This window comes from Aquabacterium sp. (genome assembly GCF_004297345.1).
In the GTDB taxonomy this organism is placed as follows: domain Bacteria; phylum Pseudomonadota; class Gammaproteobacteria; order Burkholderiales; family Burkholderiaceae_C; genus Aquabacterium.
The window spans coordinates 1-12,330 of sequence record NZ_SCTN01000054.1; the positions used below are offsets into that span (position 1 = coordinate 1).

The window sequence follows — 12,330 nt, forward strand, 5'->3', positions numbered from 1 at the left end:
GCCCTGGCTGATTTCGCCCAGAACAACAAGATCAACCTGACCGTGGTCGGCCCCGAGGCTCCCCTGGCTGCCGGTGTGGTGGACGAGTTCCGCGCCCGCGGCATGCGCATCTTCGGCCCCACTCAGAAGGCCGCCCAGCTGGAAAGCTCCAAGGCCTTTGCCAAGGATTTCATGAAGCGCCATGGCATCCCCACGGCCTTCTACGAAACGTTCACCGATGCCACGGCCGCCCACGCTTTCGTGGACAAGCATGGCGCGCCCATCGTGATCAAGGCCGATGGCCTGGCCGCCGGCAAGGGCGTGGTCGTGGCCATGACGCTGGACGAAGCGCATCAGGCCGTGGACTGGATGCTGCTGGACAACAAGCTGGGCGTGACGCACAACGCCGGCGGTGCGCGTGTGGTGATCGAAGAGTTCCTTGAAGGTGAAGAAGCCAGCTTCATCGTGCTGTCTGACGGCAAGAACGTGTCCGTGCTGGCCACCAGCCAGGACCACAAGCGCCTGCTGGATGCCGATGCCGGCCCTAATACCGGCGGCATGGGCGCCTACTCGCCCGCACCGGTCGTGACCCCCAATGTGTATGCCAAGGCCATGCACGAGATCATCAACCCGACCCTGGGCGGCATGGCCAAGGACGGTATCCCCTTTACCGGCTTCCTGTACGCCGGTTTGATGATCGACGCGGCCGGCAACCCCAAGACGCTGGAGTTCAACTGTCGCATGGGCGACCCTGAGACTCAGCCCATCATGATGCGTTTGAAGAGCGATCTGATCGATGTCTTCATGGCCGCCACCGATGGCACGCTCGACCAGATCGAGCTGCAATGGGATCGCCGTTTCGCACTGGGCATCGTGATGGCCGCTGGTGGGTATCCGCTGGATCCGAAGAAGGGCGACGTGATCACGGGGCTGCCCGCCGAGGCCGATGACGCCATGGTCTTCCACGCCGGCACGACCATGGGCGAAGACGGTCAGATCCGTACCAGCGGTGGTCGCGTCCTGTGCGTGACCGCCCTGGGCGAATCTGCCAAGCTGGCGCAGCAGCGTGCTTACGAGTACATGCGCGGCATCCAGTTCGACGGCATGCAGTACCGCTCCGACATCGGCTGGCGCGCCATCAAGGCCCGCTGATCGATTCGTTGACCCAGCGCCATTACCTCACCTCATCGCCTTCATGAGCACCACGCCCGCCTTGAACACCGAAGCCGTCCGCCAGTACCTGCTGGATCTGCAGGACCGCATCGTCTCCGCCTTCGAAGCCGAAGATGGCACGCCTTTCGTCAAGGACGCCTGGGTGCGCGGCCCGCAGGAGCGCCTGCAGGGTGATGGCTGCTCGCGTCTGGTGGAAGAGGGTACGGTGCTGGAGCGCGGTGGTTGCAACTTCTCTCATGTGAAGGGCCCGAACCTGCCACCTTCGGCCACGCAGCATCGCCCTGAACTGGCGGGCTGCCCGTTCGAGGCCATGGGTGTGTCGCTGGTGTTCCACCCGCGCAACCCGTATGTACCCACGGTGCACATGAATGTGCGCATGCTGGCTGCGCACAAGCCCGATGGCAGCATCGTGGCCTGGTTTGGCGGTGGCATGGATCTCACGCCGTATTACGGCCAGGAAGAAGACGCGCGTCATTTCCATCAGGTCTGCAAGGATGCCCTCGCACCGTTTGGCGATGACAAGCATCCCCGCTTCAAGACCTGGTGCGATGAGTATTTCTTCCTCAAGCACCGCAACGAGGCGCGCGGCGTGGGCGGCATCTTCTTCGATGACTTCTCCGAACTGGGCTTCGAAGGCGGCTTTGCCATGATCCGTGCCGTGGGCGATGCTTTCACGCAAGCCTATCTGCCCATCATGCAGCGTCGTCGCGAGCAGCCTTATGGAGCGCGCGAGCGTGATTTCCAGGCCTACCGCCGTGGTCGCTATGTCGAGTTCAACCTCGTGTGGGACCGTGGCACGCTGTTCGGCCTGCAATCCGGCGGTCGTACCGAGAGCATCCTGATGTCCATGCCGCCCATCGTGAAGTGGCGCTACGACTGGCATCCCGAGCCCGGCAGCGCCGAGGCACAGCTGTACACCGATTTCCTGCCCGCGCGGGATTGGGCCTGAGGTTTTTGCTTGTTGTCTCCTCAAACTGCAGATCGCCAGCCACGCCGAGTGGGCCTGATGGGCGGCAGCTTCGATCCGGTGCACAGCGCGCATGTCGAGCTGGCCGAGGTGGCCTTGCGTCATCTCCAGCTCGATGAGGTTCGCTGGATTCCCGTCGGGCGGCCCTGGCAGAAGGCGCGTCAATTGGCTGCGCGAGATGATCGTCGGGCCATGGTCGAGCTGGCCACGGCGCACGAGCCGCGCTTCAAGGTGGATCCGATCGAGCTGGATCGCGATGGCCCGTCCTACACGCGTGATACCGTACAGGCCCTGCAAGACGCTGCGACCGAGCCCACCGAGTGGTTCCTGATCATCGGCCAGGATCAATATGCGAATTTCCCGACCTGGCAGGGCTGGCACGATTTGTTGCAAGCGCTGACGCTGGCCGTGGCCTGCAGAGGGCATGATCTGCCTGTGGCGCCCACCGCGATGCAGGGCATGTCTTACCGGGTGGTTGAGCTGCCTTTGCCACCGTTGGCCATCTCTTCAACCGATATCCGCGCCCGGCTTGCCCGTGGCGAAGATCCGATTTCCCTCGCGCCGGAACTGGTGTCCGAACCAGTGGCGCGTTATATTGCAACCCATCAACTCTACGCCCCTGGTGGCGCCCCCCGCTGAATGGACATCCGTAAACTGCAAAGCACCATCGTTGATGGTCTGGAAGATGTCAAGGCCCAAGACATCGTTGTGTTCAACACCGAGCACCTCTCGCCGCTCTTCGAGCGCGTGATCATCGCGACCGGCTCTTCCAATCGTCAGACCAAGGCACTCGCCTCCAGCGTGCGTCAGGCGGTCAAGGCTGCTGGCTTCCAGGTCATGCGTTCCGAGGGCGAAGACAACGGTGAGTGGATCATCGTGGACTGCGCCGCCGCTGTCGTGCACATCATGCAACCGGCCATCCGCCAGTACTACCAGCTCGAAGAGATCTGGGGCGAGAAGCCCGTGGCGATCAAGGCCAAAGCCAAGAAGGGCCTGGTCAAGGCGTCCGAGCCTGAAGAGGAAGACGTCAAGCCCGTGAAGCCAAAGAAGGCAGCTGGCAAGACGACCGCCGCCAAGAAGGCCGCCACCACGTCGCCAACTCGCAAGGTTGCGGCCAAGAAAGCGCCTGCTGCGAAAAAGGCCGCCGTGAAGGCCTCACCGGTTGCGGCCAAGAAGGCGCCAGCAGCCAAGAAGGTCGCTGCCAAGAAAGTGGCCGCGAAAAAGGCACCAGCCACCGTGAAGAAAATCGTGGTGAATGCGCCTGAGGCCAAGAAGGCGCCGGCTCGCAAAGTGGCCGTCAAGAAAGTTGCAGCCAAAAAGGTTGCTGTGAAGAAGGTCGCCGCCAAGAAGGCTGCAGCCAAGAAAACTGCTCGCTGAGCGTGCTCTGCAGTAGTACCTTGGGGGGCTTGGCGCCATGAAGATCACGGTGGTGACGATTGGCCACCGCCTGCCGGATTGGGCGAACGAAGCGTGCGAGGATTACCTCAAGCGCTTCCCGCCCGACTGGAAGGTGGAGGTCAAGGCGCTCAAGGCAGAGCCGCGTGAAGGCAAGCCTGTGGCGGCCATCATGCAGGCCGAGGCTGCTCGCATGGAGGCTGCCTTGGAGCGTGGCGTGCGGCGCGTCATTCTGGATGAGCGCGGCACCCGGTTGACCAGCGTGCAACTGGCCGAGCGTACCGAGGCGTGGTTGAACGATGGGCGCGATGTGGCACTCATCATCGGTGGGGCCGATGGCATCGACCCTCAGCTCAAGAAGACGGCTGACGAAGCCATTCGTCTGTCCGACATGACCTTGCCACATGCCTTGGCGCGCGTGCTCTTGCTGGAGCAAATCTATCGCGCCTGGTCCTTGCGCAACAACCATCCCTATCACCGTGCCTGATTTCATCAAGAAGCCCACGCTGCTCAGTGCATGGGTGGCGGTGGGCCTGTGGGTATTGGCCTATGGCTTGCTCAAAGTGTTCAGCCTGGATGGCCTGGATATCGATGGCGCCGAGCAGGTCTACTTTGCCCAGTCCTGGCAGATGGGCTATGGCACGCGCCAGCCCCCGCTCTACACCTGGTTGCTGCTGTGGCTCAAACCGCAGCAGGCGGCCTGGGCGGGTGTGCTGGAGTTTTCCCGCTATGTGTGCCTTCTTGTTTGGCTGGCAGGCGTTCAGGCCCTGGCCAAGGTGTGCGGTGCTGATCGCTCGGTGCAGGCTCGGGTCATCCTGGCGCATCTGGGCCTGTTGCTGGTCATGTGGCGCGTGCATGACAGTCTGACCCATACCGTGTTGGCGGCCGGCGTGTCCGTGTGGGCCTCTGTGGTGTTGATCAAGGCGCTGCATAAGCCGGCCTATTGGTTGCTGGTGGGGGGCTTGGCTGCAGTCGCTTGTCTGTCCAAGCTCAACGCTGCTTTGTGGTGTGTGTCCAGCCTGTTGTCGGCCTGGATTGTCATCCTGACCATGCCCTCAAATCGGCCATCGCAGGAGCCTGCTGCCCGAGATCATCTGATCTGGATGAGCCTGGGTTTGATGGTGTTTGTGGTCGCCATTGCGCCGTATGCACATTGGTGGTTGACGCAGCCCAGCGGTTCCGTGGCACTGGCCAGGCGCATCGTGATTTCGGATGACCATCAGCCCCTGTGGCGCCCTCTGACACGGGTGCTGGCGGGATCGCTTGAGTACCTGTTGCTGACGCCTTTGCTGCTGTTCGCATTGACCTCGCGCATTCGATCAAATACCGGGCGTACAGGGGCGGCGGCGTCGATTGGTAGCCGTTGGCTGTTGTGGCAAACCGGTGTCGGGCTGGTGATCCTGTCGCTGGTGCTGGTGGCCATGAAAGCTTCGCACTTCACGCCAAGGTGGTTGTGGCCGGTCGTGCCAGGTTTGACCGTCTGGATGTGTGTGCGCAGCTTCCAGTCGCTGGATGTGCAGGCTGATGGTGGCTCGCCTGCCTGGCGGGCACGAGCATCTGTGCTCGTCTGGTGCCTGGTGCTGGTCTCGATTGGCATGGCAGCGGTACGTTTGTCGGTGCCTCGCGCTAATGCGCAGCGTTGCACCAATTGCTGGACAGATCGCCCCGCGCAACTCATGTCGTCTGATTTGCATGCACGCTATGGCCAGCAGGCTTTGCGCATCATCACAGGCGATGACCATCTGGCGGGGATCCTGTCGCAGGTCGATGAGCGTGACAGTACCTGGACGGCCAGTTCGGTCGATCTGCCGCCGCCAGCTGATTTTGTGCACGACCGTTCACCTTGTGTGGCGAGCTGGGTCAGCATGGACAACCCAAGCGAATTGCCCGATGGCCTGCGGCATCTGGTTGGCGATGCCTGGGGGGCGCCTGTCGCCCAGGCCAGTTGGCCCATGCGTCTGGCAGCTCACCGGCGCATTTGGTTGTCCTCCATGGCCTTGCCTGTCGGTGTTTGCGACAAGGCTCGGCAGTAGTTGTGCGCCTTGGCGTAGGATGCTGGCATGACCTTGCCCGCCTTCTCATCTTCCGATCCCTGGCTGTATCTGGCCTCGCAAAGCCCGCGTCGGCGGCAGTTGCTTGATCAACTGGGGGTGCGCCACGAGTTGTTGTTGCCCGATCCAGATGAGGATGCGGAATCACTGGAAGCTGAGCGCCCCGGCGAGTCGCCAGAAGACTATGTGCAACGCGTGACCCTGGCCAAATGGCAGGCTGCCGTGGCGCGTCGTGCCCGACGTGCCGCAAGTGGCACTTGGCCCGAGGCACCCATCCTGTGTGCGGATACCACGGTGGCTTTGGGCAGCGAGATTTTGGGCAAGCCTCAGGATGCGACTCATGCGGCGCAGATGCTGTCCAAGCTTTCGGGCCAATCCCACAAAGTGCTGACAGCCGTGGTGGTCAATGGCCACTTGCGCCTGAGTGTGTCACATGTGCGTTGGCGCGTGCTGGATGACGACGAGATCAGCCGTTATGTGGCCAGCGGCGAGCCCATGGGCAAGGCCGGTGCCTATGCCATTCAGGGACGATCCGGCGCCTGGACGCAGCACATGGACGGCAGCTACAGCGGCATCATGGGGTTGCCTTTGTTTGACACGGCTGAGTTGCTCAAGCCACTTGGCTGGCATTTCTGATGACGAGCACATCGACACCTGCACGCGTGCTGCTGGCTGGGGCGACCGGCCTGGTCGGGCAGCAGGCCTTGCGGCAATTGCTGGCCCGTGCCGACGTAGCTGAAGTCCGCGCCTTGGTGCGCCGTGAGATGACGCCTGCCGAGCTCTTGGGCATCGAGCCTGAGCAACTTGAAGGCAGTGGCAAGTTGCGTATCTGCCGGGTCGATTTCAACCGGCTTGAGGCCCATGTGCACTGGTTCGATGTGGACTGGGTCTTCTGTGCCTTGGGCACCACGATCAGGCAAGCAGGTTCTCAGGCCGCTTTCCGCCAGGTGGATTTCGATTACGCCTTGCAGATTGCGCAACTCGCCAAAGCAGAAGGTGCCCGGCGCTTCCTGCTGGTCAGTGCGCTCGGTGCCAAGGCGCGTTCCAGCGTGTTTTACAACCGGGTCAAAGGCGAGCTGGAAGAAGCGATCAAAGCCATCGGTTTCGAGCATGTGTCCGTGGCTCAACCGTCCTTGCTGGTCGGCGATCGCACTGAGGTGCGACTGGGTGAGCGCATCGGCTTGAAGTTCAGTTTTCTGGTGCCTGCTCGGTACAAGCCCGTACGGGTCGAGCAGGTGGCGGCCGGTTTGATTGCCTCTGGCTCGCTCGGCAAGCCTGGCTGGTACGTGCTGGACAACATCATCCTGCGCAGCATGCTGTAAATTGCGTGCATGCCCAGCTCACAAGACATCCTCATCAACTGGACGCCCCAGGAAACCCGCGTAGCCATCATTGAAGGTGGCGCCGTGCAAGAGTTGCACGTTGAACGCACTCTGGAGCGTGGCCTGGTTGGCAACATCTACGCAGGTAAAGTCGTGCGCGTGCTGCCCGGCATGCAATCGGCTTTCATCGATATCGGGCTGGAGCGCGCCGCGTTCCTGCACGTGGCCGATCTGCACCGCGAAGACGGGCAGGCCAAGCCGCACCCCCGTTCCGGCGAAGTGCAAGTGCCCATCGAAAAGCGCGTGCACGAAGGCCAGACGCTGATGGTCCAGGTCATCAAGGATCCGATCGGCACGAAGGGCGCGCGCCTGTCCACGCAGGTCAGCGTGGCGGGGCGCCTGCTCGTGTTCCTGCCTCAGGACGATCACTTGGGCATCTCGCAGAAAATCGGTTCGCCCGAGTTGCGAGATCAACTGCGCGAACGCATGCTGCGCCTGATCGGCGAGGCGGACAACCGCGAGGGCCGCACACGCTCTGGCGGCTTCATCTTGCGCACCAATGCGGAAGACGCGAGTGATGACGAGTTGGCGGCCGATATCGCTTATCTGCGCAAGACCTGGGCAACCATCCGTGACCAGGGCCTCAAGTCGCCGCCTGGCACGCTCTTGTATCAGGAGCTCAATCTGGCTCAGCGCGTGCTGCGTGATCTGGTCAATGACCTGGTGGCATCCATCCGCGTTGATTCGCTGATTCAGTTCGATGCGCTCAAGGCCTTCGGCGAAGAGTTCACCCCATCAGCCGTGGCCAAGCTGCATCACTACAAAGGCGAGCGCCCGATCTTCGATCTCTACAACATCGACACAGAGATCGAAAAGGCGCTGGCGCGCCGTGTGGACTTGAAATCGGGTGGCTACCTCATCGTTGATCAGACCGAAGCCCTCACCACCATTGACGTCAATACGGGCGGTTATGTCGGTGCTCGCAATTTCGACGACACCATCTTCAAGACCAACCTGGAAGCAGCGCAAGCCATCGCACGCCAACTGCGCTTGCGTAATCTGGGCGGCATCATCATCGTGGACTTCATCGACATGCTGCGCGAGGATCATCGCGACAACGTGCTCTCAGAGTTCCGCAAGCAACTGGCCAAGGACCGCACCAAGCACACGGTGAGCGGCTTCTCGCCTCTGGGGCTGGTCGAGATGACGCGCAAACGCACGCGCGAATCCCTGGCGCATATGCTGTGCGAGCCGTGCCCCACCTGCGAGGGCAGGGGCCAGGTCAAGACCGCGCGCACGGTTTGCTACAACATCCTGCGCGAGATCCTGCGCGAGGCTCGTCAGTTCAATCCCAAAGAGTTCCGCGTGGTGGCCAGTGCGGCCGTGGTCGAGATGCTGCTGGACGAAGAGAGCCAGCATCTGGCGGGCCTGAGCGACTTCATCGGCAAGCCGGTGTCCTTGCAGACCGAGCCATCCATGTCGCCCGAGCAGTACGACATCGTCTTGCTGTGATGTCATTTTTTGCCCTGCGCCGCCAGATTTACACAGCTTGACACGCGTGGGGCAGGGTTGAACGGGCATCCCAGGGAACTTCCCCTCAGGAGCGGGCACAATTCAGGTAGTTCGACTTGGCCTCTCCTTGTGACGCTACCCATGCAGCTTTCCGTTTCGCGCCGTTCTACCCTTGGTGGCTTGCTCGGCGGGCTCGCCTTGACGGCGGGCTCCGCACTGTGGCCTTTGAGCGAGGCGCAAGCCCAGTTTCGCGTCGAGATCTCTGGCGTGGGCGCCACGCAGATCCCCCTTGCGCTGGCGCGTTTCCGGGATGAAACCCGTTCGCCGCAGCCTGTCTCCGCCATCATCAAGGCCGATCTGGAGCGCTCAGGCCTGTTCAAGTTCATGGACGCCAGCGCCGACAAGCTCGACGAAACCAGCCGTCCTGCGCTGGCTGACTGGCGAGCAAAGAATGCCGACGCGCTGGTCATGGGCTCCGTGACGCCGCTGGCCGATGGCCGCTTTGACGTGCGCTACCAGTTGTGGGACGTGCTCAAAGGCAAAGAGAACGGCGTGCGCAGCTTCCTGATCGGTGCGAGCGAGTTGCGCCAGGTGGCCCATCGCATCGCCGATGAGATCTACGAAAAGCTCACAGGTGACAAGGGCGCCTTTGCCTCGCGCATTGCTTACGTGAGCAAGGTCGGCAAGCAGCACATGCTGATGGTGGCCGATTCCGATGGCGAGGGTGCGCAGGCTGCCTTGACCATTGGTCAGCCCATCATCTCACCGGCCTGGTCGCCCGATGGTGGGCGCCTGGCGTATGTGTCGTTTCTGACCGGCAAGGCCACGGTCGTGGTTCAGGATGTGGCCTCGGGGCGCTACCGAACGGTGGCTGACTTCAAAGGCACCAACAGCTCTCCTGCATGGTCGCCTGATGGCAAGCAACTGGTGGTCACACTCAGCCGGGATACCGGGTCGCAACTCTACGTGATCAACGTGAATGGCGATGGTGTGCGTCGTCTGACGCAGAGTGGTGCCATCGACACTGAAGCCACTTGGTCGCCCGATGGCTCCACCATTTATTTCGTCAGCGACCGAGGCGGTGCCCCGCAGATCTACAAGGTGCCTGCTGCCGGTGGTGCCGCCCAGCGCGTGACCTTCTCCGGCGCCTACAACATCAGCCCGGCGATCAGCCCCGATGGGCGCTGGATGAGCTACATCGGTCAGGTAGACAATGGCGGCTACCGTGTTCACCTGATGGAGCTGTCGAGCGGCAACGTCAAGGTGCTGACCGATACCCGCGATGATGAAAGCCCCAGTTTTGCGCCCAACAGCAAGCTGATCATCTACGCGACGCGCGCTCAAGGCCGTGAGGTGCTGATGACCACCTCCCTGGATGGCCGTGTCAAGGCCAAATTGCCCGTACCTCAAGCTGATCTGCGCGAACCTGTATGGGGGCCGATGTTGGCCGCCTTGCGTTGATCTGTATGTTTTCACGATCGATCTTTGAATTTTGAAGGAGCCCGCCATGAGCCCGATCTCTCAAGCAACCCGTCGTTTCTCTTCCCGTGCATTGATCATGGGCTCCATGAGCGCCATGGCTGTGCTGCTGGCCGCTTGCGGTTCTTCCGTGCCGCTCAATGACAACGCCAACAAGGGGCCTGCGCCTATCTCGTCGGCCACGCCCGCCAATGGCGCAAACGGTTCTGGCATCGGCAACGGCAATGGTTCGTCGTCCAATGTGGCCAACGTGGTGGTGACGCCGCCTGCGTCCACCAACGAAGCCATCGACCTGCCTCGCGTCATCTACTTCGACTTTGACAGCAACGTCGTCAAGGAAGAGTTCCGCAGCGCCATCGAAGGCCACGCCAAGCGCCTGGTGGCAGCCAAGAACAAGAAGATCGTCGTGGAAGGCCATACCGACGAGCGCGGTGGCCGCGAGTACAACCTGGCGCTGGGCCAGCGCCGTGCGGAAGCTGTGCAGAAGTCCTTGACGCTGCTGGGCGTGTCGGGTGACCAGGTCGAGGCCGTGAGCTTCGGTGAAGAGCGCCCGGCTGCACAAGGCAGCAGCGAAGAAGCGTGGGCCAAGAACCGCCGCGCTGAAATCAAGGACCGTTGATCCACTCGTTGAAAGAGGCCGCCCATGCGTTTTGCCTATCCTCTGTTGAGCCGCCTGCGTCCTGTTGCATTGGTGGCAGCGGCGCTGCTTGGCAGTTTGAACCTGGCGCATGCCGGCCTGTTCGAGGACGATGAAGCGCGTCGCGCCATCCTGGAGTTGCGCACCCAGCGCACGCAGGATACCGATGCACTCAACGCCAAGATCGCCGCCCTGACGGCACAGGTTGATCAGCTCAAGCGCAGTTTGCTGGACATGAATGCCCAGATGGAACAGTTGCGCACCGAACAGGCTCGCCAGCGCGGCTCCGAAGAGGTGCTGGTGCGTGACGTGACCGAACTCCAGCGCAAGCAAAAGGATGTGCAAGGCGCATTCGATGAGCGCGTGCGCAAGCTCGAACCCCAGTCCGTGACTCAGGACGGCAAGACCTTCAAGGTCGATCCTGAAGAAAAGCGTCTGTTCGATGATGCCTTGGCACGTCTGCGTGCGGCAGATTTCGCCGGTGGTGCGGCAGGCCTCAATGGGCTGATGGCACGCTATCCGGCGACGGGCTACAAGGAGTCCGTGCTGTATTGGCTGGGCAATGCCCAATATGGTCTGCGTGATTACAAGGAGTCCATCAGCGCTTTCAAGCAGTTGCTGGACCGTGCACCCGACCACGCCCGTGCACCTGAGGCACTGCTGTCCATTGCCAACTGCTTTGGTGAACTCAAGGACATGGACTCTTCTCGCAAGGCGCTGGAACTGCTCATCAAGCAGTATCCGCAAACCGAGGCAGCGCAGGCCGCACGCGATCGCCTGTTGACGATGCCTGCGCCAGTGAGCGAGAAAAAGCGCAAGGCGCACAACTGAGCGCGCCGTGACCTCTCTCTCCAGTGATGCGCTGCTGGCTGCGGCCAGCTTGCCTGATCCCGATCGCCGCTTTGGCGGATTGCGTCGCCTGCATGGCGTGAGCGGCTATGAACGCCTGCGCGCCGCGCGGATCGCTGTGGTCGGCGTCGGCGGTGTCGGCTCCTGGACGGCCGAAGCGCTGGCCCGCAGCGGCGTGGCGCAACTCACCTTGATCGATCTGGACAACATCGCCGAGTCAAATGTGAACCGGCAGGTGCATGCGCTGGAAAGCACGCTGGGGCAAGCCAAGGTGCTGGCCTTGAAGGAGCGCATTGCGCTCATCCACGCGGGTTGCATCGTTCAAGCGGTGGAAGAATTTGTGGATGAGGCCAATGTCAGTGTGTTGCTGAATGCACAAGACATAGATGGTGTCATTGACTGCTGTGATCAGGTACGTGCCAAGGCGGCGCTGGCGGCCTGGGCTCAGGCGCATGGCAAGCCTGTGGTGGCCGTGGGTGCTGCTGGCGGCAAGACACGGCCGCAATTGGTAGAGGTGGCGGATCTCTCGGAGGTGACGCACGACCCTTTGTTGTCCAGTCTGCGGCAGCGATTGCGCCAACGCCACGATGGCGCCAGGCGCGGCAAGATGGGCTTGACCTGTGTGTTCTCGCGTGAAGCCGTGCTGCCGCCGCAAGATGCTTGCGACGCTGGCGAGGGCGCGCGCGGAGATGGCTCACTCAACTGCGCGGGCTTTGGATCCAGTGTGACCGTTACAGCGACCTTCGGCATGGTCGCTGCCGCGCAAATGATCGAGATCTTGCTGAAAAGCTAAAAATATCTGATATAGTCGTAGGCTTTTCGGGGGTCGGTAGCTCAGTCGGTAGAGCAGCGGACTTTTAATCCGTTGGTCGCGAGTTCGAGTCTCGCCCGACCCACCAAAAAAAGTTTTACAGACTTTGGTTGAAACGCAGAAAACTGTGTATATAATCTAAGTCTTCGCTAGAT

13 protein-coding genes and 1 tRNA gene are annotated in these 12,330 nt (G+C 61.8%); all 14 read left to right on the forward strand.

What is annotated here, in order from left to right:
- On the forward strand, positions 1 to 1,131 hold a 1,131-nt coding region (gene purD, locus EPO09_RS01580; protein WP_290639497.1), incomplete at its 5' end, for a phosphoribosylamine--glycine ligase.
- Between the two features lie 43 nt (positions 1,132 to 1,174).
- A complete protein-coding gene (gene hemF / locus EPO09_RS01585) occupies positions 1,175 to 2,101 on the forward strand; it encodes an oxygen-dependent coproporphyrinogen oxidase (RefSeq protein WP_290639499.1) in 927 nt (308 codons plus the stop codon).
- Positions 2,102 to 2,110: 9 nt separating this feature from the next.
- The gene (gene nadD / locus EPO09_RS01590; RefSeq protein WP_290639501.1) at positions 2,111 to 2,758 is read left to right on the forward strand and encodes a nicotinate-nucleotide adenylyltransferase; all 648 of its coding nucleotides are present in this window, start codon (positions 2,111 to 2,113) and stop codon (positions 2,756 to 2,758) included.
- Positions 2,759 to 3,496, forward strand: a complete 738-nt coding sequence (gene rsfS / locus EPO09_RS01595) for a ribosome silencing factor (protein WP_290639503.1) — start codon at positions 2,759 to 2,761, stop codon at positions 3,494 to 3,496.
- A 37-nt stretch (positions 3,497 to 3,533) separates the two neighbouring features.
- Positions 3,534 to 4,001, forward strand: coding sequence for a 23S rRNA (pseudouridine(1915)-N(3))-methyltransferase RlmH (gene rlmH / locus EPO09_RS01600; protein WP_290639505.1), 468 nt, complete (start codon positions 3,534 to 3,536; stop codon positions 3,999 to 4,001).
- A complete protein-coding gene (locus EPO09_RS01605; RefSeq protein ID WP_290639507.1) occupies positions 3,994 to 5,547 on the forward strand; it encodes a hypothetical protein in 1,554 nt (517 codons plus the stop codon). Before rlmH ends, EPO09_RS01605 begins: the two co-directional genes overlap by 8 nt.
- Positions 5,548 to 5,574: 27 nt before the next feature.
- Positions 5,575 to 6,201 (forward strand): nucleoside triphosphate pyrophosphatase, encoded by a 627-nt coding sequence (locus EPO09_RS01610; RefSeq protein ID WP_290639509.1) that lies wholly within the window; start codon positions 5,575 to 5,577, stop codon positions 6,199 to 6,201.
- Positions 6,201 to 6,887 (forward strand): NAD(P)H-binding protein, encoded by a 687-nt coding sequence (locus EPO09_RS01615; RefSeq protein WP_290639511.1) that lies wholly within the window; start codon positions 6,201 to 6,203, stop codon positions 6,885 to 6,887. Before EPO09_RS01610 ends, EPO09_RS01615 begins: the two co-directional genes overlap by 1 nt.
- Positions 6,888 to 6,896: 9 nt before the next feature.
- Positions 6,897 to 8,399 (forward strand): ribonuclease G, encoded by a 1,503-nt coding sequence (gene rng, locus EPO09_RS01620; protein WP_290639512.1) that lies wholly within the window; start codon positions 6,897 to 6,899, stop codon positions 8,397 to 8,399.
- A gap of 141 nt (positions 8,400 to 8,540) precedes the next feature.
- A complete protein-coding gene (gene tolB / locus EPO09_RS01625) occupies positions 8,541 to 9,860 on the forward strand; it encodes a Tol-Pal system beta propeller repeat protein TolB (RefSeq protein WP_290639514.1) in 1,320 nt (439 codons plus the stop codon).
- A 46-nt stretch (positions 9,861 to 9,906) separates the two neighbouring features.
- A complete protein-coding gene (gene pal, locus EPO09_RS01630; RefSeq protein ID WP_290639516.1) occupies positions 9,907 to 10,497 on the forward strand; it encodes a peptidoglycan-associated lipoprotein Pal in 591 nt (196 codons plus the stop codon).
- A 24-nt stretch (positions 10,498 to 10,521) separates the two neighbouring features.
- Entirely contained in the window at positions 10,522 to 11,346 is an 825-nt protein-coding gene (locus tag EPO09_RS01635; RefSeq protein WP_290639518.1) for a tetratricopeptide repeat protein, read from the forward strand.
- A gap of 7 nt (positions 11,347 to 11,353) precedes the next feature.
- Complete coding sequence (locus EPO09_RS01640) at positions 11,354 to 12,157, forward strand: tRNA threonylcarbamoyladenosine dehydratase (protein ID WP_290639520.1); 804 nt, start codon at positions 11,354 to 11,356, stop codon at positions 12,155 to 12,157.
- 30 nt (positions 12,158 to 12,187) lie between these two features.
- Positions 12,188 to 12,263: transfer RNA gene (locus EPO09_RS01645), tRNA-Lys, on the forward strand.
- Positions 12,264 to 12,330: the final 67 nt, after the last annotated feature.